This window comes from Streptomyces sp. NBC_00988 (assembly GCF_045162645.1).
In the GTDB taxonomy this organism is placed as follows: Bacteria; Actinomycetota; Actinomycetes; order Streptomycetales; family Streptomycetaceae; genus Streptomyces.
The window spans coordinates 5,200,578-5,223,962 of record NZ_CP108730.1 but is presented as its reverse complement, the minus strand read 5'-3'; the positions used below and the strand labels follow the sequence as shown (position 1 = coordinate 5,223,962).

Annotated in this window: 23 protein-coding genes; 17 read left to right on the top strand and 6 right to left on the bottom strand. The window is 69.0% G+C overall.

Annotated elements, in window-relative coordinates; genetic code table 11:
- The first annotated feature begins 184 nt into the window (after nt 1–184).
- Entirely contained in the window at nt 185–439 is a 255-nt protein-coding gene (locus tag OG496_RS23830) for a hypothetical protein (protein ID WP_399392167.1), read from the top strand.
- 6 nt (nt 440–445) lie between these two features.
- Here the strand turns inward: OG496_RS23830 and OG496_RS23825 are convergent, their stop codons facing one another.
- Genes OG496_RS23825 through OG496_RS23815 form a run of 3 tightly spaced genes read right to left on the bottom strand, consistent with a single transcriptional unit; the run spans nt 446 to nt 1,694 of the window.
- Nucleotides 446–637 (bottom strand): DUF397 domain-containing protein, encoded by a 192-nt coding sequence (locus tag OG496_RS23825; RefSeq protein ID WP_405972328.1) that lies wholly within the window; start codon nt 635–637, stop codon nt 446–448.
- Nucleotides 638–648: 11 nt separating this feature from the next.
- Nucleotides 649–828 (bottom strand): DUF397 domain-containing protein, encoded by a 180-nt coding sequence (locus OG496_RS23820; protein ID WP_360074403.1) that lies wholly within the window; start codon nt 826–828, stop codon nt 649–651.
- 11 nt (nt 829–839) lie between these two features.
- On the bottom strand, nt 840–1,694 hold the full coding sequence (locus OG496_RS23815) for a helix-turn-helix transcriptional regulator (RefSeq protein WP_317772686.1): 855 nt from the start codon (nt 1,692–1,694) through the stop codon (nt 840–842).
- 233 nt (nt 1,695–1,927) lie between these two features.
- Between OG496_RS23815 and OG496_RS23810 the strand changes: the two genes are divergently transcribed.
- The gene (locus OG496_RS23810) at nt 1,928–2,395 is read left to right on the top strand and encodes an ATP-binding protein (protein ID WP_405972327.1); all 468 of its coding nucleotides are present in this window, start codon (nt 1,928–1,930) and stop codon (nt 2,393–2,395) included.
- Here OG496_RS23810 and OG496_RS23805 read toward each other — a convergent pair.
- A complete protein-coding gene (locus OG496_RS23805; protein WP_405972326.1) occupies nt 2,379–3,251 on the bottom strand; it encodes a helix-turn-helix transcriptional regulator in 873 nt (290 codons plus the stop codon). The genes OG496_RS23810 and OG496_RS23805 overlap by 17 nt on opposite strands.
- 181 nt (nt 3,252–3,432) lie before the next feature.
- On the opposite strand from OG496_RS23805, the gene OG496_RS23800 reads away from it, so the two are divergent.
- The 3 genes from OG496_RS23800 to OG496_RS23790 all read left to right on the top strand — a co-directional run bounded on the left by OG496_RS23800 (nt 3,433) and on the right by OG496_RS23790 (nt 7,170).
- The gene (locus tag OG496_RS23800) at nt 3,433–4,314 is read left to right on the top strand and encodes an alpha/beta hydrolase (RefSeq protein ID WP_366490482.1); all 882 of its coding nucleotides are present in this window, start codon (nt 3,433–3,435) and stop codon (nt 4,312–4,314) included.
- Between the two features lie 179 nt (nt 4,315–4,493).
- Nucleotides 4,494–5,885 (top strand): nitrate/nitrite transporter, encoded by a 1,392-nt coding sequence (locus OG496_RS23795; RefSeq protein WP_405972325.1) that lies wholly within the window; start codon nt 4,494–4,496, stop codon nt 5,883–5,885.
- A 124-nt stretch (nt 5,886–6,009) separates the two neighbouring features.
- A complete protein-coding gene (locus OG496_RS23790) occupies nt 6,010–7,170 on the top strand; it encodes a uroporphyrinogen-III synthase (protein WP_366490484.1) in 1,161 nt (386 codons plus the stop codon).
- Between the two features lie 431 nt (nt 7,171–7,601).
- Here OG496_RS23790 and OG496_RS23785 read toward each other — a convergent pair whose 3' ends face one another.
- Nucleotides 7,602–8,096, bottom strand: coding sequence for a DUF1772 domain-containing protein (locus tag OG496_RS23785; protein ID WP_405972324.1), 495 nt, complete (start codon nt 8,094–8,096; stop codon nt 7,602–7,604).
- A gap of 254 nt (nt 8,097–8,350) precedes the next feature.
- Here OG496_RS23785 and OG496_RS23780 point away from each other — a divergent pair, with 254 nt between their 5' ends.
- The 6 genes from OG496_RS23780 to OG496_RS23755 all read left to right on the top strand — a co-directional run bounded on the left by OG496_RS23780 (nt 8,351) and on the right by OG496_RS23755 (nt 15,596).
- On the top strand, nt 8,351–8,944 hold the full coding sequence (locus tag OG496_RS23780; RefSeq protein ID WP_405972323.1) for a CGNR zinc finger domain-containing protein: 594 nt from the start codon (nt 8,351–8,353) through the stop codon (nt 8,942–8,944).
- Nucleotides 8,945–9,273: 329 nt separating this feature from the next.
- Nucleotides 9,274–9,795, top strand: a complete 522-nt coding sequence (locus OG496_RS23775) for a sigma-70 family RNA polymerase sigma factor (RefSeq protein WP_019056398.1) — start codon at nt 9,274–9,276, stop codon at nt 9,793–9,795.
- Between the two features lie 38 nt (nt 9,796–9,833).
- Nucleotides 9,834–10,595: a zf-HC2 domain-containing protein gene (locus OG496_RS23770; protein WP_405972322.1), complete on the top strand. Its 762-nt coding sequence runs from the start codon at nt 9,834–9,836 to the stop codon at nt 10,593–10,595.
- Between the two features lie 161 nt (nt 10,596–10,756).
- Nucleotides 10,757–13,117 (top strand): HelD family protein, encoded by a 2,361-nt coding sequence (locus OG496_RS23765; protein ID WP_405972321.1) that lies wholly within the window; start codon nt 10,757–10,759, stop codon nt 13,115–13,117.
- A gap of 339 nt (nt 13,118–13,456) precedes the next feature.
- Nucleotides 13,457–14,896 (top strand): NAD-dependent malic enzyme, encoded by a 1,440-nt coding sequence (locus OG496_RS23760; protein WP_366490489.1) that lies wholly within the window; start codon nt 13,457–13,459, stop codon nt 14,894–14,896.
- A 418-nt stretch (nt 14,897–15,314) separates the two neighbouring features.
- Nucleotides 15,315–15,596, top strand: a complete 282-nt coding sequence (locus tag OG496_RS23755; protein WP_019056394.1) for an HU family DNA-binding protein — start codon at nt 15,315–15,317, stop codon at nt 15,594–15,596.
- Between the two features lie 123 nt (nt 15,597–15,719).
- Here OG496_RS23755 and murA read toward each other — a convergent pair whose 3' ends face one another.
- Complete coding sequence (gene murA, locus OG496_RS23750) at nt 15,720–17,066, bottom strand: UDP-N-acetylglucosamine 1-carboxyvinyltransferase (protein WP_043679363.1); 1,347 nt, start codon at nt 17,064–17,066, stop codon at nt 15,720–15,722.
- Between the two features lie 252 nt (nt 17,067–17,318).
- Here murA and OG496_RS23745 point away from each other — a divergent pair, with 252 nt between their 5' ends.
- The 6 genes from OG496_RS23745 to OG496_RS23720 all read left to right on the top strand — a co-directional run bounded on the left by OG496_RS23745 (nt 17,319) and on the right by OG496_RS23720 (nt 23,169).
- Nucleotides 17,319–17,891 (top strand): YqgE/AlgH family protein, encoded by a 573-nt coding sequence (locus OG496_RS23745; RefSeq protein WP_043679366.1) that lies wholly within the window; start codon nt 17,319–17,321, stop codon nt 17,889–17,891.
- Between the two features lie 73 nt (nt 17,892–17,964).
- Nucleotides 17,965–18,252 carry a DUF3039 domain-containing protein gene (locus OG496_RS23740; RefSeq protein ID WP_026178118.1) on the top strand — a complete coding sequence of 96 codons (288 nt, stop codon included), beginning with the start codon at nt 17,965–17,967 and terminating at the stop codon, nt 18,250–18,252.
- Between the two features lie 242 nt (nt 18,253–18,494).
- Entirely contained in the window at nt 18,495–19,799 is a 1,305-nt protein-coding gene (locus tag OG496_RS23735) for an extracellular solute-binding protein (protein ID WP_405972320.1), read from the top strand.
- A 4-nt stretch (nt 19,800–19,803) separates the two neighbouring features.
- Nucleotides 19,804–20,685 carry a carbohydrate ABC transporter permease gene (locus tag OG496_RS23730; RefSeq protein ID WP_405972319.1) on the top strand — a complete coding sequence of 294 codons (882 nt, stop codon included), beginning with the start codon at nt 19,804–19,806 and terminating at the stop codon, nt 20,683–20,685.
- Nucleotides 20,682–21,527, top strand: a complete 846-nt coding sequence (locus tag OG496_RS23725) for a carbohydrate ABC transporter permease (protein WP_043679376.1) — start codon at nt 20,682–20,684, stop codon at nt 21,525–21,527. Before OG496_RS23730 ends, OG496_RS23725 begins: the two co-directional genes overlap by 4 nt.
- 10 nt (nt 21,528–21,537) lie before the next feature.
- Entirely contained in the window at nt 21,538–23,169 is a 1,632-nt protein-coding gene (locus tag OG496_RS23720; RefSeq protein ID WP_405976691.1) for a beta-N-acetylhexosaminidase, read from the top strand.
- Nucleotides 23,170–23,385: the final 216 nt, after the last annotated feature.

The window sequence follows — 23,385 nt, the reverse complement described above, 5'->3', positions numbered from 1 at the left end:
CGCTCGGCTTGCGGGTCAGGGGAGAGGGGTTCCGTGGACAGGAACTTCTTGGGGTCTCGACCTCGACAAGGGCTACGGTGGCTCCGACCTCCGATTCTTCTCTACGCCGTACGGTCTGTCGGTTCAGGAAGGTGCGACTTTGTCCACGCGAACGGGCTTTTCCCTTCAGGGGCGTCATAACCCGATGCAGTTCTTTCTCCGCTTCACAGCCCTGACGGTCGAGGTCGACGGCCAGGCCCAGAAGGGTGGGTGGGGCAGCCGCTTCGTACCGCTGACTCCCGGCTCGCATCGGGTCGATGTCTATTTCCGCTACCTGTTCAAGGCTCGCTGCTGTGAGGCCGGTACGACCGTCGAGGTCCGCGATGGGCAGGTGGTCGAGCTGGAGTACCGGGCCCCGCAGCTCATGACATCTGCTGGCCGGCTTACGGCCGTCCGCTGAACTGCCTTAAGCGGAGCGCCGGTCAGCGGACTTGAGGGTGCGGATGAGGTGTCGTAGGCCATCCGTTGTCGCGGTCAGGATCGTGTCGGCGGTGTCGCTCTCGCGGAGGCGGACGGTGCCTGTGGGGTTGGCGGACACGTAGACGCAGTTGGAGGCGTCGGGGCTGTAAGTGGACTTCTGCCAAGGGCGGTTGGACACGGCTGGACTCCTCACTGGGTGGACTTGAGGGCGCGTATCAGGTGCCGCAGGCGTTCGGTTGTCGTGGTGAGGACGGTGTCGGGGGCGTCGCTCTCGCGGAGCCGGATGACATCGGCAGGGCCGCCGAGGACGTAGACGCAGTTCGAGCCGTCGCCGCTGTAGGTGGACTTCTGCCATTCGATGCTGTGCACGGTCGTCTCTCTCAAATGTCCCTGATGATGCGGTGGATGAAGTCCCGTGACTCGACGGGGTTGAGCGCGCAGGCCTCCGTGCTGTCCAGCACGGAACGGTACTTACTCAACTGTGCTTCCGCGTCCAGGAATTCGCAGGCGCCGTAGTGGGTGTCCAGCTGGACGGTGTCGAGTTGCGGGACGGGGCCCTCGATGTAGTCGATGGACTGGCCGGTCGTGGGGAAGTGCGGAGCGCCGAACGGGACCACCCTGACGGTGACTTGGGGTAGCTCGCTCATGTCGATCAGGTGCTTGAGTTGCCCACGGGTGACGACGGGTCCACCGAATCCCATGCGGAGCGCCGCCTCGTGGATGGTCGCCGAATACGAGGGCGGGGCCTCCCGGTGCAGCAGGCCCTGCCGCTTGATGCGGTGAGTGAGCCGGTGCTCGATCTCGTACTGCCGCATGGGCGGCGCCACTTCGCGGAACAGTGCGCGCGCGTGGTCCGTGGTCTGGAGCAGGGCCGGGATGTGGACGATGAGGGCCACGCGCAGGGCGGCGGCGTGGTGCTCCAGTTCGGCCAGGTCGATCAGGGCAACAGGCAGGTGCTCGCGGTACTCCTCCCACCAGCCGCGGGTGCGTCGTCCGGTCATCGCGGCCAGGGCGTCCATGAGTTGATCGTCCGTGCAGTCGTACACGCGGGCCATGGAGCGGATCTTGTCGGCGCTGACCGGAGTACGGCCGGTCTCCATCATGCTCACCCGCGCCTGGTTGACGCCGAGCAGCTCGGCGGCACCGGTGGCGCTGAGTCCCGCCCGCTCGCGGAGCTTGCGCAGCTCGCTGCCGAGTCGACGCTGGCGCAGCGTCGGGTTGTTGGTGGGCGGCACAGCATTCCCTTCCGGCCGTCACACGGCACCGCCTTCCCTCACACGAGTGAAGGTTGGAGCCTTATTGCTCAAAAGGTTAGAGCTATCTAACCAACTGCCCTACGGTAGTCCCGTACCGCCCAACTGCCCCCGCCCATAAGCCGGAAGCGCACCGCACCCGCGGCACAGCCACCGCCCGGCGCAGCCGTTGAGCGAACCCGAGTCGAGTCCGTCCACCCCCTCCCGGAGCCTTCATGGTCACCGTATCCCCGCCCGCCACCTGGGTGTACGCCCTCCGCCTACCCCATGACCCCCGAGCCGCACGCGTCGCACGTATGACCGTACGGGCCGCCCTCCACGGGCACGGAATGCCCGAAGTCCTGGACGTGGTCGAGCTGTTGACGTCCGAACTCGTCACCAATGCCTACCAGCACACCCACGGCCCCGCGTCCCTACGGCTCACCGCCCTCGGCGACGGACGGCTCCGCGTCGGCGTCTGGGACTCGAACCCCCACATCCCCGCCCCCTTCGACAAGCGGCCCGGCGACCACCTCCCGCCCGCCCCACCCGACGCTGACAACGGACGCGGCCTCCACCTCATCCAGACGTACGCCACCTCCTGGGGCGGCTGGCCCATCGGGGACGGTGGGCTGATGGACCGGGGCGCGGGAAAGCTGCTGTGGTTCGAGGTCGGCGGGCGCTGTGTCACGGCGCACCGGTAGCGGTGGACGTATCCAGGCGTTCGATCCGCCGTAGAACCGCAAGGTCCTCGCTGTCGGCCGGAGCCGTCATCACCATGAGGGTCTGTTGGCTGTCGGGGATGCGGAGGGTCTGCCAGTGGAGGGTGTAGCGGCCGGCCGCGGGGTGGACGAAGGTCTTCGTGCCGTGGCTCTGGTACGTGGCGTGGCGCTCGGCCCACCAGGTGCGGAAGTCGGGGTCGCGCAGCGACAGTTCGCCGATCAGTGCTGACAGGCGGGGCTCGTCGCGGCCCTCGGCCGCGGTGCGGACGTACGCGACGCAGATCCGGGCGATGCCCGACCAGTCCACGTAGCGCCCCCGCACGGTGGGGTCGAGGAAGAGCAGGCGCAGGAAGTTGCGCTCGCGCCGGGGGACGGCGGCGAAGTCGGTGAAGACCGCGACGGCCGGCCGGTTCCAGGCGAGGATGTCGAGGTAGGGGCCGAGCAGTACGGCGGGGCTGTCGCGCAGGTTGTCCAGCAGCATCCGCGTGTGCGGGAGGACCCGCTCCGTGCGAGGGCCGCTCGGCGGCTGCCGGTCGCTCTTGTTCGCCAGCCGGTAGAGGTAGCTGCGCTCGTCCGGTCCCAGGCGCAGCGCGGTGGCGAGGGCGTCGAGGACCGCGGGCGAGGCGCCGGGCAGGCGGCCCTGTTCCAGGCGCGTGTAGTAGTCGGTGCTGATCGTCGCGAGCTGGGCCACCTCCTCGCGCCGCAGCCCCGGCACCCGGCGCGGACCGCCGGTCTCGGCGAGGCCGACCGTGCCGGGGTCGAGCTTGCTGCGGCGGGCTCTGAGGAAGGCCCCCAACTCCGTCCCCGGCTCCTCGGGACGGTGGCTGCTCGTGCTCATACCCGCCATTCTCTCCCGCGGACGAGTGAGAAGCCTGGCCCAATTCCTTCCTAGGAAGAGTCCTTCCCAGGAAACAGTCTGCCCTGGTCAGGGGTGTGGAGCGGAGCAACGATGGAGGAAGTCCCCCCGCTTCCCTCCCCGGATCACTGGATCCCCGGAGCCCTGGACCAGAGGAATTTCCATGCGTCAGGACATCGGCTTCCGCAGCAACGGCCGCCATCTGCTCGGCCATCTGTACCTGCCCGACGAGCACACCGTGGGCGAGCGGCTGCCGGCCGTCGTGGTCGTCGGCCCGGCCTCCAGCACCAAGGGCCAGGTCCCGGCGGTCTACGCCGAGCGGCTGAGCGCACTCGGGTACGCCGCCCTCGCCTTCGACCACACCGGTTACGGCGAGAGCGAGGGCTACCCGCGCAGCGACGAGGACCCGTTCGCCAAGATCGAGGACGTCAAGAACGCCGTCACGTTCCTGACCTCGCGCGCCGAGGTGGACGCCGCCCGGATCGCGGCGGTCGGTGTCTGCGCGGGCGGCGGTTACGCGCCCGCCGCCGCCGTGGCCGACCGGCGCATCAAGGCCGTGGCCACCGCCAGCGGTCTGCCCGACCTGCGGGGCACCGTCCTGGCCGCGGGCGACTGGCGGGCGATCATGGGCGCCGCCCAGGGCGCCCGGGAGTCCTACCGGGCCACCGGCCGACCCGTCCACGTCCCGTTCCTGGCGGACGGTCCACTCGACCCGTGGCGGGAGAACGGCAAGAAGTTCTACCTCACCGACCGCAACCAGGACCCGAACTGGCGCAACGAGACCCTGCTGTGGTCCTACGACAAGATGGTCCAGTTCTCCGCGCTGGACACCATCGAACTCCTCGCCCCCACACCGCTGTTGCTGATCGCGGGGACCGCGGCCGAGACCCTGGCCCAGAGCGAGGCCGCCTTCGCCAAGGCCCACGAACCCAAGGAACTGTTCCTGATCGAGGGCGGCACCCACTTCGACCTCTACGACCGCCCCGAGTACGTCGGCCCCGCCATCGCCAGGATCGACGCGTTCCTCAAGCAGCACTTGTCATAGGCGGGGGGCAGGGGTGCCGTCACCTCACCGCGCCCACTTCCCGCCCGTGAGAGCAACGTTCCCTTCCGGTCACTCACAGCCACAGCGCGGAAACGCACCCTCCATACCTTCGGGACTCAACACCGCTCGTTACCCCGTCGTAGGGGCACCCCCGAGCCCCGGACCACCGTGGAGGCGTCATGACAGCCCCAGTCCCACCTCCCGCCGCAGTCCCAACTCCCGCCCCCGGCAAGTGGATCGAGCACTGGGACCCGGAGGACGAGACCTTCTGGCGGGAGACCGGTGAGAAGGTCGCCCGGCGCAACCTCGTCTTCTCCGTGCTCTCCGAGCACATCGGTTTCTCGATCTGGACCCTGTGGTCCGTGCTCGTGCTCTTCATGGGCCCGGAGTACGGGCTGACCCCGGCCGACAAGTTCCTGCTGACGTCGATGGTCACGCTCGTCGGCGCGGTCGTCCGGGTGCCGTACACCTTCGCGGTCGCCGTCTTCGGCGGGCGGAACTGGACGATCGTCTCGGCCAGCCTGCTGCTCATCCCCACCATCGCCGCGTTCGTCGTGATGAAGCCGGGGACGTCGTTCGACACCTTCCTCTGGATCGGCCTGCTGGCCGGCATCGGCGGCGGCAACTTCGCCTCCTCCATGACCAACATCAACGCCTTCTTCCCGTTGAAGAAGAAGGGGTGGGCTCTTGGGCTGAACGCCGGTGGGGGCAACATCGGCGTCCCCGTCATCCAGCTCGTCGCCCTCGCGATCATCGGGGCGAGCGGCGGGCCGCGCGTGCTGCTCGGGATCTACATCCCGCTCATCCTCGTCGCCGCCGTCCTCGCCGCCCTCTTCATGGACAACCTCACCTCCGTGAAGAACGACACCGGCGCCGCCAAGGACGCCGCGCGCGACTGGCACACCTGGATCATGGCGTTCCTGTACATCGGCACGTTCGGGTCGTTCATCGGGTACGCGTTCGCCTTCGGGCAGGTGCTTCAGGTCCAGTTCGGCCGTACGCCGCTGCAGGCCGCGTATCTCACCTTCATCGGCCCGCTGCTCGGCTCGCTCATCCGCCCGGTCGGCGGGTGGCTCGCGGACCGCTACGGCGGCGCGAAGATCACGCTGTGGAACTTCGTCGCCATGGCCGCCGCGACCGCGATCCTGGTCGTCGCCAGCATGCAGAAGTCGCTGCCGCTGTTCGTCACCGTGTTCATCGTCCTGTTCGTGCTCAGCGGGCTCGGCAACGGGTCGACGTACAAGATGATCCCCGGCATCTTCCAGACCAAGGCGCTCGCGAAGGGGCTCGAAGGCGACGAGGCCGCCGCCTACGGGCGTCGGCTCTCCGGGGCCTCCATGGGGCTCATCGGGGCCGTGGGCGCGCTCGGCGGGGTCGGCATCAACCTCGCCTTCCGGCAGTCGTTCCTGTCCTCCGGCTCGGGGACCGGCGCGTTCGTCGCCTTCCTCGTCTTCTACGGCCTCTGCTTCGGGGTCACCTGGGCCGTATACCTTCGCCGCCCCACCGCCCAGGCCCAGGCCAAAGCTTCCGCATCGGAGGCGAAGTCGCAGCTCAGCTATGCCGAGGTGTGACGTAACACCGGCGACACAAAGTCGAACCGAGCCTGTCACGCACCGTTGACAGGCTCGTTCGGCATGTAGGCACCGGGTCATTCCATACACGACCGCGTGTACGACTACGTTCGGGACGAGAGCCATGCACGAGGAACAGCAGCCAGCGGAGCGCGCGCAACACGGGCCCCTCTCCGGGTTCACCGTGGGCGTCACCGCCGCGCGCCGTGCCGACGAGCTGGGGGTACTGCTCCAGCGGCGCGGCGCGGTGGTCGTGCACGCGCCCGCGCTGCGCATCGTGCCCCTCGCCGACGACAGTGAACTGCTCGCCGCGACCAAGGAGTTGATCGACCAGGCGCCGGACGTCGTGGTGGCCACGACGGCGATCGGGTTCCGGGGGTGGATCGAGGCCGCCGACGGGTGGGGGCTCGGGGAGGCGCTCCTCGACCGGTTGCGCGGGGTGGAACTGCTCGCGCGCGGGCCCAAGGTCAAAGGGGCGGTGCGCGCCGCCGGGCTGACCGAGGAGTGGTCGCCGTCGTCCGAGTCCATGGCCGAGGTACTCGACCGGCTCCTGGAGGAGGGCGTCGAGGGGCGCCGGGTCGCCATCCAGCTGCACGGCGAACCCCTGCCCGGGTTCGTGGAATCACTCCGGGCGGGCGGCGCGGACGTCGTCGTCGTCCCCGTGTACCGGTGGATGCCGCCCGAGGACATCGCCCCGCTGGACCGGCTCCTCGACGCCACGGTCTCCCGCGGCCTGGACGCGCTGACGTTCACCAGCGCACCGGCCGCCGCGTCACTCCTCTCCCGCGCCGAGACCCGGGGCCTGCTGCCCGAACTCCTCGCCGCCCTGCACCACGACGTCCTCCCGGCCTGCGTCGGCCCCGTCACCGCACTCCCGCTCCAGAACCACGGCATCGCCACCGTCCAGCCCGAACGCTTCCGCCTCGGCCCCCTCGTCCAACTCCTCTGCCAGGAACTCCCCGGCCGCGCCCGCACGTTGCCCATCGCGGGCCACCGCGTGGAGATCCGCGGCCACGCGGTCCTGGTAGACGGCGCGCTACGACCGGTCCCACCGGCCGGCATGTCGTTGCTCCGTGCGCTGTCCCGCCGCCCGGGTTGGGTCGTCGCCCGCGCGGAACTCCTCCGCGCCCTCCCCGGCGCCGGCCGCGACGAACACGCCGTAGAAACAGCGATGGCCCGCCTCCGCACAGCACTTGGTTCCCCGAAGCTGATCCAGACGGTGGTGAAGCGGGGCTATCGCCTGGCGCTGGACCCGTCGGCCGACACGAAGTACGCCGACGTGTGAACCGGCGTTGGTACGGGGCCGATGGTGCGGGGCGTTATCGCCGGCGTACCTGGGGGCTCCGCCCCCAGACCCCCGATCGGCCCTGAAGGGGCCTCGTCCTCAAACGCCGGACGGGCTGAGTTTTGCCGGCCTGCACCAAGAAGCGAGCGAGCCACCACGAGCTGCCCCGGATGATCCCGACCTGTGCCGAGAAGCGAGCCCCCGCAGGCTGGATGCCGCTGGCCTGCACCGAGCGCCCGCCCGGCGTTGAAGGCGCCCCCCCCCGCACGAAGAGCCCACCCCGCGCCAAGACCCCGCCCGGCACTGAAGGCGCCCCCCGCACCGAGCGCCCGCCCGGCGCTGGAGGCGCTACCCCGCACCGAGCGCCCACCTGGCCCCGAACGCGCCCCCCCGCATCGACAGACCCCCCGGCGCTGAAGGCTCGCCCCGCACTAAGAAGCACCCCTGCGCCAAAAGCTGCCGTAGAGCACAAGCGCCCGTGCCAAGCACGCCACCGCCACCGTCGACAACACCGCCCGCACCACATTCCACCCCACCCAAGCCCCCTCGAACCGCTCCCGAGCCACCCCCACGTCAGCCGTGCTCGCCAGGTGGTCATTCAGCGGGATGTTGAAGGCGACCGTCACCAGGAACGCCAGCGCGTACGCGGCCGACCCCGCCCACACCCACCCCCGGTACGGCTTTCCGCGCACCTGCCACGCGGACACCCCCGCCAGCACCAACGCCCCCATGAAGCTCAGGAAGAACACCGGGTTCTGGATCACGTCGTTGATGTCGCGCATCACCTCGACGAACACCCGGTCGTCGCTGCGTGCCAACGCCGGCATGATCGCGCAGGCGAACACGTAGAAGACCCCGGCGATCAACCCCATCGCGACGGTGGCCGCACCCAGTACCCAACCCGTGCCGGTCCTGTTCTCTGTCATGGCCTCCAGTCAACGGACGTGACGCCGACCCCGACATCGCCGAGACGCGCGACCGCATACGCGACCGTCCACGCCGATGTCCACGCGCGCCCCGCACAAGGGGTTACGGCCACGCGAGCGGGCAGGCACTGTAGGGAGAACGGTTTCCCGCACCCCGCACCCCCTCCTCGCCCCCACTCGCTCACCCACCCACCCCCACCCACCCCCACCGACCGACCCGACGACCGGGGTAATCCCTAGGCGGTGACAGGCACATGGCACTGGGTTCGACCATGGCCCCGTACGAGCTGCGTTTCGACGCCGGGCGGATCTGTCTGGATCTCCTCGCGACCACGCATCCCGACGAACGGCTCGACGCGCCGGAGCCGCTCCGCGCGTGGATCGTCCGGTCGGGGCTCGTCCCCGCGGCCACCCCGCTCGCGCACGTCGATTCCGGCTGGCTTGTCGGGTTTCGTGAACTGCGGGGGCAGATCGGGCAGTTGGTGCGTAGTAGACCGTCGGCCGACATCCGGCTCTACGACCTCGCCCTCGCCCGCGTCAACGACCTCGCCCGCGCCGCACCCCCCGCCCCCCGTGCCGTACGCGACGAAGAGGGCGTGCTGGTGCGGCGGTTGGACGGGACTCCGGGGTGCGGTGCGCTGCTCGCGGTCATCGCGCGGGACGCCGTAGAGCTGCTCACCGATCCCGTCGCGCGGGCCTCGCTGAGGGAGTGCGAGGGGGACAACTGCCCGATCGTTTATCTCGATACGTCCCGTGGGCGTCGGCGGCGCTGGTGCTCCAGCGAGGTGTGCGGGAACCGGGAGAGAGTGGCTCGGCATCGGCGGCGCGCGGCGCTCGCCCGAGCCTGAGAATCCCTTATGCGGCTTCTGTGAAGTGACGGGACGTCAATCGTCGAAGTGATTTCGACAACAGTGCGTTTCACTCCGGGGTGGCCCGGGCGGCTCGCGTGATCTTGCTCGTGTGGTGGAAATGTAAAGATCGTACGGTGGGAATGTGCACTCATGTCCCGCTCGTCACGTCACTCCGAAGAAAACTGTCGCCTCACGTTGAACACCCGCCCACCCGCCCGCGTACCTCTCCATGAGCGACCGACTGGGGGAACCCCCGGACACCGGAGGTGGGCGTGCGCAAGGATTCCGTCGTGGCCAATGAACACGCACCGAGGGCCCGACATCGCATGTCCCAGTCCTCGGAACCTGATGAGGAGCTGATGCGTGCCCTGTACCGAGAGCACGCCGGACCCTTGCTCGCCTATGTGTTGCGGCTCGTCGCCGGGGACCGGCAGCGTGCCGAGGACGTGGTGCAGGAGACGCTCATCCGGGCCTGGAAGAACGCCGGCCAGCTCAACCGGGCGACCGGATCGGTACGACCCTGGCTTGTGACGGTGGCACGGCGCATCGTCATCGACGGTCACCGCAGCCGGCAGGCCCGGCCGCAGGAGGTGGACCCGTCGCCGCTGGAGGTCATCCCCGCGGAGGACGAGATCGACAAGGCGTTGTGGCTGATGACACTGTCGGACGCGCTGGACGACCTGACCCCGGCCCACCGGGAGGTGCTCGTCGAGACGTACTTCAAGGGGCGTACCGTCAATGAGGCGGCCGAGACGCTTGGCATCCCCAGTGGCACGGTGCGCTCAAGGGTGTTCTACGCCCTTCGATCGATGAAGCTTGCTCTGGAGGAGCGGGGGGTGACGGCATGAGCATTTACGGGGGATACGGAACGGGTAGTCCTGGTTCCATGCAGGGATCTCAGGGCTCGAACGAACACGAGACCGTCGGCGCCTATGCCCTCGGGATTCTCGACGACGGCGAAGCAACCGCTTTCGAGGCCCATCTCGCCACCTGCGAATGGTGCGCCCAGCAGCTCGACGAGCTGGCCGGGATGGAACCGATGCTGGCGGCGCTCGCGGATCTGCCGGGCACCGGCACCCCGGCGATCGCCGAGTCCCTGGCCGCGAAACCCAGTCCACGACTGGTGGAGCGGCTGGTCGACGACGTCGGTGACCGTCGGGCCCAGAAGCGCCGGCGCAGCTTCTACATGATCGCCGCCGCGGCGGCCCTGATCATCGCCGGACCGCTGGCCGTCATCGCCGTCAACGGCGGCAACGAGTCGGGCGGCAGCGGCAACCAGGCCGTGTCCACCGCGAAGACCACCTTCGACACTTTGTCCGACAAGGTCTCCGCGACGGACAAGACCACCAAGGTCAGCGCGACCGTGGCGATGTCCAAGAAGGACTGGGGCACCCTCGGGGTCGTCGAGCTCAAGAACGTCAAGGGCCCGCTGAAGTGCTCCCTGATCGCCGTCGGCAAGAACGGCGAGCGCGAGACCATGAGCTCCTGGTCGGTCCCGGCCTGGGGTTACGGCATCGCGAACGCCACGAAGGCGGAGGCCAAGAGCCCGCTCTACGCCCAGGGCGGAGCGGCCTTCACGCCGAACGAGATCGACCACTTCGAGGTCATGACCTTCGACGGCAAGAAGCTCGTGGCAGTGGACGCGTAAGCACGTAGCAACTGGTCACTGTGGTGTGTGGGGTCCGGAACGCGGCAGGTGCGCGTGCCGGGCCCCGCGTCTTTGTCAAGATCCACTCGGCAGGCCCCTCGCTTCGGAGGCTTTCTTTCGCGTACGGTTGACGGCTGCCCAGCACGTCAGAAGGGGGCCCGGTGGCCGCACAGGCTCAACAGGAGACCGCGCTCGACACGGTGTCCGACAAATCCGCCCAGGATTCACTACGGGACCGGGAGATCAGCGTCGAACAGGCACACCTTGACCGGGTGTACCGGCGGCTCGAAGAGAAGATCCACGAGGCCGAGTTCCTCATGAACGACGCGGCCAAGCGCGGCCAGGTCGGCACGCCCGGCGCGCTCGCCGAACGGGACGCACAGGTGTTCCGCGCCGGTATCCACCTCAACCGGCTCAACAACGAGTTCGAGGACTTCCTCTTCGGCAGGATCGACCTCCTGCTCGGCAAGGACGGCAAGAAGGGACCCGACGGCGCCTACACCGCCGTGGAACCGGCCGAAGGCGCTGTCCGGGACGACAGCACCGCCGACATCGCCGAGACCCTGCACATCGGGCGGATCGGAGTCCTGGACTCCGAGTACGCGCCGCTGGTCATCGACTGGCGGGCGCCCGCCGCCGCGCCGTTCTACCGGTCGACGCCGGTCGATCCGGGGCGGGTCGTGCGCAGGCGCGTCATCCGGTCCAAGGGGCGTCGGGTGCTCGGGGTCGAGGACGACCTGATGCGGCCGGAGCTGAGCGCCTTCCTCGACGGTGAGCAACTCGCCGTCATCGGCGACGGTGCCCTCATGGCCGCGCTCGGCCAGGCCCGCAGCCACACCATGCGGGACATCGTGGCGTCCATCCAGGCCGAGCAGGACCTGGTGATCCGCGCCCCCGCCGCCTCGGTGACGTACGTCGAGGGCGGCCCGGGGACGGGGAAGACCGCCGTCGCGCTGCACCGCGCCGCCTACCTGCTCTACCAGGACCGGCGCCGCTACGCGGGCGGCATCCTCATCGTCTCGCCGACCCCGCTGCTGGTGGCGTACACCGAGGGCGTCCTGCCGTCTCTCGGCGAGGAGGGCCAGGTCGCCATCCGGGCCATCGGTTCGCTCGTCGACGGCGCCGAGGCCACCCTGTACGACTCCCCGGCCGTGGCCCGCGCGAAGGGGTCGTACCGCATGCTCCGCGTGCTGCGGAAGGCCGCGCGCGGCGCCCTGGAACTGAGCGAGGCGCCGACCCGGCTCAGAGTGGTGGCGTTCGGCCGCCGCCTCGAACTGGAGGCCGCCGACCTGGAGCGCGTCCGGCAGAGCGCGCTCAGCGGTACGGCCCCGGTCAACATGCTGCGCCCGCGCGCCCGCAAGCTGCTGCTGGACGCCCTGTGGGAGCGCTCCGGTTCGGCCGGCCGGCACACCGACCCCGAACTCGCCGCCGAACTGCGCTCGTCCTTCGACGAGGACATCGCGAGCGAGGACGACTTCATCGCGTTCCTCGACGCCTGGTGGCCCGAACTCACCCCGCGCGCCGTCCTGGAGTCCATGTCCGACGAGCGCAAGCTCGGCCGCTGGGCCCGCCGCATCCTCAACCCCGGCGAGGTCCGCAGGGTCGCCCGCGCCCTGAAGCGGGACGGCCTCTCGGTCCACGACGTCGCCATCCTCGACGAACTCCAGGCGATCCTCGGCACCCCGGCCCGCCCCCGCAAGCGGCGCGACCTGGACCCGCTGGACCAGCTCACCGGCCTGGAGGAGCTGATGCCGACGCGCGAGGAGTCGCAGCGCGAACGGGCCGAGCGGCTCGCCCAGGAGCGCACCGAGTACGCGCACGTCATCGTGGACGAGGCCCAGGACCTCACCCCGATGCAGTGGCGCATGGTCGGCCGCCGCGGCCGGCACGCCACCTGGACGGTCGTAGGAGATCCGGCCCAGTCCTCCTGGTCCGACCCCGACGAGGCCGCCGAGGCGCGCGACGAGGCCCTCGGCTCCCGCCCCCGCCGCCGCTTCACCCTCACGGTCAACTACCGCAACCCCGCCGAGATCGCGGAGCTGGCGGCGAAGGTCCTGGCCCTCGCGATGCCCGGCTCCGAGTCCCCGTCGGCGGTCCGCTCGACGGGCGTGAAGCCGCGTTTCGTGGCTACGAACAACGGACACAGCGTGGCTACGAACAACGGACACAGCGCCGTCGTACGGAACGCGCTCTCCGAGTCCGTCCGCACGGAGGCCGCCCGGCTGCTCGACCAGGTCGACGGCACCGTCGGCGTGGTCGTCGCCATGAACCGCCGCGAGGAGGCCCGCCGTTGGCTCACCGGCCTCGGGGACCGGGTCGTAGCCCTCGGCAGCCTGGAGGCCAAGGGTCTGGAGTACGACGCGACCGTCGTCGTCTCGCCCGCGGAGATCGCCGACGAGTCGCCCGCCGGACTGCGGGTTCTCTACGTCGCCCTCACCCGCGCGACCCAGCAGCTGACGGTCGTCTCGGCCGAGCGGGACGAGCCGGACGCGAACGGGGTGCCCGATCTGCTCAGGGACTGAGGGGACCGATCGCGGGGCTGATCGAGAGCCGCTTTCGATGAACTCTCGGGATGGGAATGGTCTTACGGGATCTGTTTGTTAGCCTGGATGTGACACCGGCCCGATCCAAGCCCCCGGGCCCAACCTTCGTCGCTTAGAGCGACCACTTGCCGCGAGGCGAGCATGGCGGGTCGGTGTCATTGCTTGTCAGAGAGGTCCCCGTCACGGGAAAAGTGACGGGGACCTCTTTTTCTTGCGAACAAAACGTTCGCAATCGGGGGCGGCTAACGCCTACCCGGCAGTAGGTGCGACGATCGGAACGCGTACTCAGCTCAACGGTGAAAGCAGAGGAAGTCGGCCATGGCTACGGCGCCCAGCGTCTCCTACTCGATCACGGTCCGTCTGGAGGTGCCCGCCAGCGGAACGGCGGTCTCCCAGATCACCACGGCCGTGGAGTCCCACGGAGGCTCGGTGACCGGCCTCGACGTGACCGCCTCCGGCCACGAGAAGCTCCGGATCGACGTCACCATCGCGGCGTCCTCGACGGCCCACGCCGACGAGATCGTCCAGCAGCTGCGTGGCATCGAGGGCGTCACCCTGGGCAAGGTCTCGGACCGTACGTTCCTCATGCACCTCGGCGGCAAGATCGAGATGCAGTCCAAGCACCCGATCCGCAACCGTGACGACCTCTCCATGATCTACACCCCGGGTGTCGCCCGCGTGTGCATGGCGATCGCGGAGAACCCCGAGGACGCGCGCCGCCTCACCATCAAGCGCAACTCCGTCGCGGTCGTCACCGACGGCTCGGCCGTGCTGGGCCTCGGCAACATCGGCCCGATGGCCGCGCTGCCGGTCATGGAGGGCAAGGCGGCCCTGTTCAAGCGGTTCGCCGGCATCGACGCCTGGCCGCTGTGCCTGGACACCCAGGACACCGACGAGATCGTCGCGATCGTCAAGGCCATCGCCCCGGGCTTCGCCGGCATCAACCTGGAGGACATCTCCGCGCCGCGCTGCTTCGAGATCGAGGCCCGGCTGCGCGAGGCCCTCGACATCCCCGTCTTCCACGACGACCAGCACGGCACCGCGATCGTGGTGCTCGCCGCGCTGACGAACGCGCTGCGGGTCGCCGGCAAGGGCATCGGTGACATCCGGGTCGTCATGTCCGGTGCGGGCGCGGCCGGTACGGCCATCCTCAAGCTGCTGCTCGCCGCCGGCGTCAAGAACGCGGTCGTCGCCGACATCCACGGGGTCGTGCACGCCGACCGCGAGGACCTGGTCGACGCCAAGCCCGACTCGCCGCTGCGCTGGATCGCCGACAACACCAACGTCGAGGGCCTCACGGGCACCTTGAAGGAGGCCGTGCGCGGCGCCGACGTCTTCGTCGGTGTCTCCGCCCCGAACGTCCTCGACGGTGACGACGTGGCCGCGATGGCCGAGGGCGCGATCGTGTTCGCGCTCGCGAACCCCGACCCCGAGGTCGACCCGACGATCGCCCGCCAGACGGCGGCTGTTGTGGCCACCGGCCGCTCGGACTTCCCGAACCAGATCAACAACGTGCTGGTCTTCCCGGGTGTCTTCCGCGGTCTGCTGGACGCGCAGTCCCGCACCGTCAACACCGAGATGATGCTCGCCGCGGCGACCGCACTCGCGAACGTGGTGACCGAGGACGAGCTGAACGCGAACTACATCATCCCCAGCGTCTTCAACGACAAGGTCGCCGGCGCGGTCGCGGGCGCGGTGCGCGACGCGGCGAAGGCGGCGGGAGCGGTGGCGGCCTCGACGGCGCCCTCCGCGTCGTAGAAGTCCGTCCTGGACCCTCGATCGGCGTATGTGCGGCGGTTGTGAGGATCGCCACGGCCGCTCACGCACCGGCGCGTCGCGGAACCCGGGGCCTTCGGCGGCCGTTTATCGTGGCGGCCAGGTTTCGGGCCTTCCAGGCCCGGCCCTCGCTGCCGGGAGCCGACGGAGCGTCACCACGCAGAGGGCGTGGCGCTCTTCGTGTGACTCCCAAGGGTGTTCTCGCGACTCCTACGGGTGCCGGATTGGCTTTCCCGCCGCAGGTAGGGGCAGGATGCGTCTTCGGGCGCGAGGGTCTGGACGACGGACCCGGGTCCGGGGACTCACCGAGGACCCTGGCAGCATCGGCTTCACCGTGCCCGATATGCGGCTCCGCCGCGTGGCACGCCTCAAACGGCAAGAAGAACACGGGAGTAACAACATGAACCGCAGTGAGCTGGTGGCCGCGCTGGCCGACCGTGCCGAGGTGACCCGCAAGGACGCCGACGCCGTTCTGGCCGCGTTCGCCGAGACCGTCGGCGAGATCGTCTCCAAGGGTGACGAGAAGGTCACCATCCCCGGCTTCCTGACCTTCGAGCGCACCCACCGTGCCGCTCGCACCGCGCGCAACCCGCAGACCGGCGACCCGATCAACATCCCCGCCGGTTACAGCGTCAAGGTGTCCGCGGGCTCGAAGCTCAAGGAAGCCGCCAAGGGCAAGTAGGCCTTCGCGTACGCGACGGGATTGCGTACGAGGCTCAAGTAACGCGAATGGGGCGGCCACCCGGTCAGGGTGGCCGCCCCATCGTCGTACGTACGACTGCTCAGCCGTTGTTCCTACGACTGCCTATCCGAGCGCCTTGCCCGGCAACTCCACCTTCGCGCCCAGCTCCACGAGCTTCTCCATGAAGTTCTCGTAGCCGCGGTTGATGAGGTCGATGCCGTGGACGCGGGACGTGCCCTGGGCCGCCAGGGCCGCGATGAGGTACGAGAAGCCGCCGCGGAGGTCGGGGATGACCAGGTCGGCGCCCTGGAGGCGGGTCGGGCCCGAGACGACCGCCGAGTGCAGGAAGTTGCGCTGGCCGAAGCGGCAGTGGGAGCCGCCGAGGCACTCGCGGTAGAGCTGGATGTGCGCGCCCATCTGGTTGAGCGCGGAGGTGAAGCCGAGCCGGGACTCGTAGACCGTCTCGTGCACGATGGAGAGGCCCGTCGCCTGCGTGAGGGCGACGACCAGCGGCTGCTGCCAGTCCGTCTGGAAGCCGGGGTGCACGTCCGTTTCGAGCGCGATGGACTTCAACTGGCCGCCGGGGTGCCAGAAGCGGATGCCCTCGTCGTCGATCGCGAAGGCACCGCCCACCTTCCGGTAGGTGTTGAGGAACGTCATCATCGAGCGCTGCTGCGCGCCGCGGACGTAGATGTTGCCCTCGGTGGCCAGCGCCGCCGACGCCCAGGACGCGGCCTCCAGACGGTCCGGGAGGGCCGCGTGGGTGTAGCCGCCGAGCGAGTCCACACCGGTGATGCGGATCGTGCGGTCGGTGTCCATGGCGATGATCGCGCCCATCTTCTGCAGTACGCAGATGAGGTCCTCGATCTCCGGTTCCACGGCCGCGTTGGCGAGTTCGGTGACGCCCTCCGCCAGCACCGCCGTCAGCAGCACCTGTTCGGTCGCGCCCACGGACGGGTACGGCAGCTGGATCTTCGTGCCCCGCAGCCGCTGCGGGGCCTCCAGGTACTGGCCGTCCGCCCGCTTCTCGATCTTCGCGCCGAACTGCCGCAGCACCTCGAAGTGGAAGTCGATCGGCCGGCCGCCGATGTCGCAGCCGCCCAGACCCGGGATGAACGCGTGGCCGAGCCGGTGCAGCAGCGGACCGCAGAACAGGATCGGGATGCGCGACGAGCCCGCGTGGGCGTCGATGTCGGCGACGTTGGCGCTCTCCACGTGCGACGGATCGAGCACCAGCTCGCCCGGCTCCTCACCCGGACGGACCGTCACCCCGTGCAGTTGCAGGAGTCCGCGTACGACACGAACGTCACGGATGTCCGGAACGTTGCGCAGTCGACTTGGCTCACTGCCCAGCAGGGCGGCGACCATGGCCTTGGGTACGAGGTTCTTCGCACCGCGGACACGGATCTCGCCCTCCAGCGGGGTTCCGCCGTGGACAAGCAGTACGTCGTCTGAGCCGTTGACGGTCATGAATCTCGCGTTCCGTGGAGTTGGGCAGGGGCCGAAGGGACAGAGTAATCGCCGCCCACCCCCCTCCTGTAAGCCCAAGGAGTACCCAGCTACGTCATAGCTGTGTCACAACACGAACCGTTCCCAATCGGGCACATGGGGTCACGGGGCGGCGGTGTGCGCGTCGGACGCTTCGGTGCGCCCTGAGCTGCGTTCACTCAGGTACCCGCATTGCCTCCCCCATCACGGGGAAGATGCGGGATCATGTCAGGCATGACCGAGGTGTCCTCGCTCACAGGGCGGTTGCTCGTGGCAACACCCGCCCTGGCGGACCCGAACTTCGACCGCGCGGTGGTGCTCCTTCTCGACCACGACGAGGAGGGCTCCCTCGGTGTCGTCCTCAACCGCCCGACGCCCGTGGACGTCGGCGACATCCTGGAGGGCTGGGCGGATCTCGCCGGCGAGCCGGGCGTCGTCTTCCAGGGCGGCCCGGTCCAGTTGGACTCGGCCCTCGGCGTCGCCGTCATCCCGGGCGGCGCGGCCGGCGAGCGCGCCCCGCTCGGCTGGCGGCGCGTGCACGGCGCGATCGGACTCGTCGACCTGGAGGCCCCGCCGGAGCTGCTGGCCGCGGCGCTCGGCTCGCTGCGGATCTTCGCCGGGTACGCCGGCTGGGGGCCCGGGCAGTTGGAGGACGAACTGGTGGAGGGCGCCTGGTACGTCGTCGAGTCGGAGCCCGGTGACGTGTCCTCGCCGTCCCCGGAGAGACTCTGGCGCGAGGTGCTGCGCCGCCAGCGCAGCGAGCTGGCGATGGTGGCGACGTATCCGGACGACGCTTCCCTGAACTGATCCCCGAACCGATCCCCGAACTGAACGACCCTTCGCGGAACTGATGCCCGTGAGCTTCAGTACCCTTGGCACTATGAGCACTCTTGAGCCCGAGCGCGGGACTGGTACGGGGACCCTCGTAGAGCCGACGCCCCAGGTGTCGCACGGTGACGGGGACCATGAGCGCTTCGCCCATTACGTCCAGAAGGACAAGATCATGGCGAGCGCCCTCGACGGCACTCCCGTGGTGGCGTTGTGCGGCAAGGTCTGGGTGCCGGGCCGCGACCCGAAGAAGTACCCGGTGTGTCCCATGTGCAAGGAGATCTACGAGTCCATGGGCTCGGGCGGGGACGGCGACAAGGGCAAGGGCGGCGACAAGTAGCCGCCCGGCCGGTCTGACTTTCTGAGGCTCTCGGTTTCTGAGGCCCTCGGGACGCGCTTCGGTGCGCCCCGAGGGCCTTTTGCATGTTTCGACGGCTTTTCGGCGGCCTTTCGCGTGTCACGAAGTGGTTGAGACCTCTTGTGGCCGCGTTCATCTACTCCTTAATCTCCGTGGTGTTGTGCAGAGCGAAACGCCCATTGCATATGTTGCAACGCACGCCCGGATTCCCGGAGGAACGCTCCATGAAGCTCGCCCCCCGATTCGCCGTACTCCTGGCGGCCGCCGCAGTCGTCGCCGGCTGCGCGCCCCAGACCTCCGACAACTCGTCCTCCGACAAGGACGACCAGAGCGGCACCCTGCGGGTGTGGCTCTTCCAGGAGGTCGGCAACGACCCGAAGGCGAAGGTCGTCGACTCCGTGGTCACCGCCTTCGAGAAGGCCCACAAGGGCACCAAGGTCGACGTGGAGTACATCCCGATCGACACCCGCGCCCAGCGCGTGAAGGCCGCCTTCAACGACCCGAAGTCCGCGCCGGACGTCATGGAGTACGGCAACACCGACACGGCCGGCTACGTCCACGACGGCGGACTCCTCGACGTCACCAAGGACTTCGGCGCCTGGAGCGAGGCCAAGGACACCGACCCGACCGCGAAGCAGTCCGTCACGGTCGACGGCAAGATGTACGGCTCCCCGTTCTACGTCGGCGTCCGCGCCCTCTACTACCGCACCGACGTCTTCAAGGACCTGGGCCTCCAACCCCCCAAGACCATGGCCGAGTTGGCCGCCACCGCCCGGAAGATCCACAAGGCGAAGTCCGACCTCTACGGCCTTGTCGTCGGCGGCGCCTACACGTACGGCGCGATGCCCTTCGTCTGGGCCAACGGCGGCGAACTCGCCACGGCCAAGGGGGGTTCGGGGGGTTCGTACACCTCCGCGATCGACAGTGCCGCCGCCCAGAAGGGCATCAAGGCGTACACCTCGCTCTTCACCAGCGACAACTGTCCCGCCGCCAAGTGCGCGGTGATGGGCGGCAACGACACGATCACCGCGTTCGCGGCGGGCAAGGCCGGGATGGCGATCGGGGGCGACTTCAGCCACACGGCTGTCGAGGCGGGCAAGGTCAAGGGCAAGTACGCGGTGGTTCCGCTGCCGGGTGTCGCGTCCGGGTCGGTCGCTCCCGCGTTCGCCGGGGGCAACAACATCGGTGTCCTGAAGAGCACGTCGCACCGCACGCTCGCGGTGGACCTGATGGAGCAGCTCACCTCGAAGGCGACGCAGGCGTCCATGTTCGACGCGATGGGGTTCCTGCCCACGTTCACCGACGTCCGGGATGCGGCTGCGGCGAAGGTGCCGTTCGAGAAGCCGTTCGTGCAGACCCTGGCCGCCGGCACGAAGTTCGTTCCCGCGTCGCCGGGTTGGTCCGAGATCGACTCCTCGCTGGTGCTGCCGACGATGCTCCAGGAGGTCATCAGCGGGAAGAAGAGTGTGGCGGCGGCTTCGGGGGACGCGGCGAAGAAGATGAACGACGCGTTCAGCTCCGCGGGTTGAGCGGATGCGTACGCGAACGGCCTGGACCCCCTGGCTCTATCTCGCCCCCGCTCTGGTCGTCCTCGGCGGTCTGCTCGTCTACCCCATCTACCAGCTCGGCCTGATCTCGTTCTTCCAGTACACGCAGGCCCAGGTCAGTGGTGGCGAGCCGACGACCTTCAAGGGGTTCGGGAACTACTCGGAGTTGTTCTCCGACAGCCAGTTCTGGCAGGTACTGCTGGCCACCGTGCTGTTCGCGGCGGCCTGTGTGGTGTCGACGCTCGCCGTCGGGTGTGCGCTCGCGGTGTTGCTCACGCGGGTGCGTGCCGTGCCCCGACTCGTGCTGATGCTGGCCGCGTTGGGCGCGTGGGCAACGCCGGCGGTGACGGGTTCGACGGTCTGGCTGCTGCTGTTCGACCCGGACTTCGGACCGGTCAACCGCATCCTGGGCCTCGGTGACCACTCGTGGACGTACGGGCGCCTCAGCGCGTTCTTCCTCGTCCTGCTCGAAGTGGTCTGGTGCTCCTTCCCGTTCGTGATGGTGACGGTCTACGCCGGGATTCGCGCCGTGCCCTCCGAGGTGCTGGAGGCCGCCGCTCTGGACGGGGCCTCGCAGTGGCGGATCTGGCGGTCCGTGCTGACGCCGATGCTCCGGCCGATCCTGACCGTCGTCACCATCCAGTCCGTCATCTGGGACTTCAAGGTCTTCACCCAGATCTACGTCATGACCAACGGCGGCGGCATCGCGGGCCAGAACCTCGTGCTGAACGTCTACGCCTACCAACAGGCGTTCGCGTCCTCGAAGTACAGCCTCGGCTCGGCGATCGGTGTCGTCATGCTGCTGATGCTGCTCACCGTCACGCTGGTCTATCTGCGCCTGCTGCGCAGGCAGGGGGAGGAGCTGTGAGTCTGCTTCGCGGTCTTGTACGACGGCCCTGGCGGCTCGCTGCCGAGGCCTCGGCGCTGCTGATCGCGGTCGTCGTCGCCTTCCCCCTCTATTGGATGGTGCTCAGCGCCTTCAAACCGGCCGGGGAGATCGAGTCGAGCGAGCCCCGGCCGTGGACGCTCGCGCCCTCTCTGGACTCGTTCCGGCGCGTGTTCGGGCAGCAGGAATTCGGCCGTTACTTCGTCAACAGCCTTGTCGTGGCGGGCTCGGTGGTCATCGTCTCGGCGCTGATCGCCTTTCTCGCCGCGACCGCGGTGACGCGATTCCGGTTCCGCTTCCGGACCACCCTCCTGATCATGTTCCTGGTGGCCCAGATGGTGCCCGTGGAAGCGCTGACGATCCCCCTGTTCTTCACCATGCGGGGGCTCGGGCTGCTGAACACGCTGGGGTCGCTGATCCTGCCTCAGATCGCGTTCTCGCTGCCGTTCGCGATCTGGATGCTGCGGGGGTTCGTGAAAGCCGTACCGGACGCGCTGGAGGAGGCCGCGTACATCGACGGGGCGAGCCGGACGCGATTCCTGTGGCAGATCCTTTTCCCGCTCGTCTTCCCGGGGCTGGTGGCCACGAGCGTGTTTTCCTTCATCTCGGCCTGGAACGACTTCCTCTTCGCCAAGTCCTTCATCATCAGCGACACTTCCCAGTCGACCCTGCCGATGGCCCTCCTCGTCTTCTACAAGCCGGACGATCCCGACTGGGGCGGGGTCATGGCGGCCTCCACGGTGATGACGATTCCGGTGCTGGTGTTCTTCGTACTCGTACAGCGACGTCTGGTCTCGGGGCTGGGCGGAGCGGTTAAGGACTGACGTGACTGACGTGACTTCAGGGACGGAACTGATTCCGGCGCCGACCGCCGTCGAGGGCCCCACCCGGTGCGGTTTCCTCTTCGAGGCGGACACCTCCTTGTGGGGCGAGCCCGGCACCGAGGGCACACAGCGCTGGCTGCGATCCACGCTCGGCGCGGCCCTCGGACTGTCGTTGCCGCAGGGCGAGGAGGGCGCCTGCGACACCATCGGGCTGCGCCTCGACGGCACCCTGCCACCGGAGGCGTACCGCCTGGACGTGGTCACCAACTGGGGTGTCGTCATCACGGGCGGCAGCCCGGCCGGCGTGTTCTGGGGCGCCCAGACGCTGCGTCAACTCCTCGGCCCCGCAGCCTTCCGACGCGCTCCCGTCCGCCCCGACATGACCTACGGCGTGCCGCACCAGACCATCCACGACGCCCCGCGCTTCGGCTGGCGCGGCCTCATGCTCGACGTCGCCCGGCACTTCATGCCCAAGGAAGGCGTCCTGCGCTACCTGGATCTCATGGCGGCGCACAAACTCAACGTCTTCCACTTCCACCTGACGGACGACCAGGGGTGGCGCGTACAGATCAAGCGGTACCCGAAGCTGACCGAGATCGGCTCCTGGCGGGCCCGCACGAAATTCGGCCACCGTGCCTCACCGCTGTGGGACGACAAGCCCCACGGCGGCTACTACACGCAGGACGACATCCGGGAGATCGTCGCCTACGCGGCCGAGCGGCATATCACCGTGGTCCCGGAAATCGACGTACCGGGACACTCGCAGGCCGCCATCGCCGCGTATCCGGAACTGGGCAACACCGACGTCACCGACACCAACTCCCTCTCCGTCTGGGACAACTGGGGCATCAACCCGAACGTACTCGCCCCCACTGACAACACCCTGCGCTTCTACGAGGGGGTGTTCGAGGAACTCCTGGAGCTGTTCCCCTCGGAGTTCATTCACGTCGGCGGTGACGAATGCCTCAAGGACCAGTGGAAGCAGTCGCCGACCGCGCAGGCGCGCATCGCGGAACTCGGGCTCGCGGACGAGGACGAGTTGCAGTCGTGGTTCATCGGACACTTCGACAAGTGGCTCTCCGCGCGCGGGAGAAGGCTCGTCGGCTGGGACGAGATCCTGGAGGGCGGGCTCGCGGACGGCGCGGTCGTGTCGTCCTGGCGTGGTTTCGAGGGCGGGATCACCGCCGCCCGCGCGGGGCACGACGTCGTCATGTGCCCCGAGCAGTATGTGTACTTGGACTGGCGTCAGGCCCCGGGCGAGGACGAGCCGGTGCCGATCGCCCATGTGCGCACCCTGGAGGACGTCTACCGCTTCGAGCCGGTTCCGGAGCAGCTCAGCGAGGCCGAGGCCCGTCATGTGCTGGGCGCGCAGGCCAACGTGTGGACCGAGGTGATGGAGGACCACGCACGCGTGGACTACCAGACGTTCCCCCGGCTCGCGGCCTTCGCCGAGGTCGCCTGGAGCGCTCTTCCGGCGCCCGCGGAACGGGACTTCGCTGACTTCGAGCGCCGGATGACCGCCCACTACCCGCGCCTCGACGCCCTGGGTGTCGCCTACCGTCCGCCCACCGGCCCCCTGCCGTGGCAGCGGCGCCCCGGAGTGCTCGGACGACCGAAGGACGGCCCGCCCCCGAACGCGTAGAACCCGTAAGGGAAAAAGCCCCCAGGAGTCACCGTTGAGTGGCAATCCGCGCGTACCGGTGATGCCGTACGAAAACGGACCATCTCCCTGGTGAGGCGGGCGAATGCCTCCTAGCGGACCCCCGCGTTCGGGTCTTGCGAAGATGTGCCAGAGTTGCCACGTCCGCCCTGTCAGCACGTACCGTACGGCAGCAACAGGTGGGACCAGGTGGGGCAG

Coding starts and splice junctions, on each gene's coding strand:
- OG496_RS23830 (WP_399392167.1), top strand. CDS start 185: ATGCAGTTCTTTCTCCGCTTCACAGCCCTGACGGTCGAGGTCGACGGC.
- OG496_RS23810 (WP_405972327.1), top strand. CDS start 1,928: ATGGTCACCGTATCCCCGCCCGCCACCTGGGTGTACGCCCTCCGCCTA.
- OG496_RS23805 (WP_405972326.1), bottom strand. CDS start 3,251: ATGAGCACGAGCAGCCACCGTCCCGAGGAGCCGGGGACGGAGTTGGGG.
- OG496_RS23800 (WP_366490482.1), top strand. CDS start 3,433: ATGCGTCAGGACATCGGCTTCCGCAGCAACGGCCGCCATCTGCTCGGC.
- OG496_RS23795 (WP_405972325.1), top strand. CDS start 4,494: ATGACAGCCCCAGTCCCACCTCCCGCCGCAGTCCCAACTCCCGCCCCC.
- OG496_RS23790 (WP_366490484.1), top strand. CDS start 6,010: ATGCACGAGGAACAGCAGCCAGCGGAGCGCGCGCAACACGGGCCCCTC.
- OG496_RS23785 (WP_405972324.1), bottom strand. CDS start 8,096: ATGACAGAGAACAGGACCGGCACGGGTTGGGTACTGGGTGCGGCCACC.
- OG496_RS23780 (WP_405972323.1), top strand. CDS start 8,351: ATGGCACTGGGTTCGACCATGGCCCCGTACGAGCTGCGTTTCGACGCC.
- OG496_RS23775 (WP_019056398.1), top strand. CDS start 9,274: ATGTCCCAGTCCTCGGAACCTGATGAGGAGCTGATGCGTGCCCTGTAC.
- OG496_RS23770 (WP_405972322.1), top strand. CDS start 9,834: ATGCAGGGATCTCAGGGCTCGAACGAACACGAGACCGTCGGCGCCTAT.
- OG496_RS23760 (WP_366490489.1), top strand. CDS start 13,457: ATGGCTACGGCGCCCAGCGTCTCCTACTCGATCACGGTCCGTCTGGAG.
- OG496_RS23755 (WP_019056394.1), top strand. CDS start 15,315: ATGAACCGCAGTGAGCTGGTGGCCGCGCTGGCCGACCGTGCCGAGGTG.
- murA (WP_043679363.1), bottom strand. CDS start 17,066: ATGACCGTCAACGGCTCAGACGACGTACTGCTTGTCCACGGCGGAACC.
- OG496_RS23745 (WP_043679366.1), top strand. CDS start 17,319: ATGACCGAGGTGTCCTCGCTCACAGGGCGGTTGCTCGTGGCAACACCC.
- OG496_RS23740 (WP_026178118.1), top strand. CDS start 17,965: ATGAGCACTCTTGAGCCCGAGCGCGGGACTGGTACGGGGACCCTCGTA.
- OG496_RS23735 (WP_405972320.1), top strand. CDS start 18,495: ATGAAGCTCGCCCCCCGATTCGCCGTACTCCTGGCGGCCGCCGCAGTC.
- OG496_RS23730 (WP_405972319.1), top strand. CDS start 19,804: ATGCGTACGCGAACGGCCTGGACCCCCTGGCTCTATCTCGCCCCCGCT.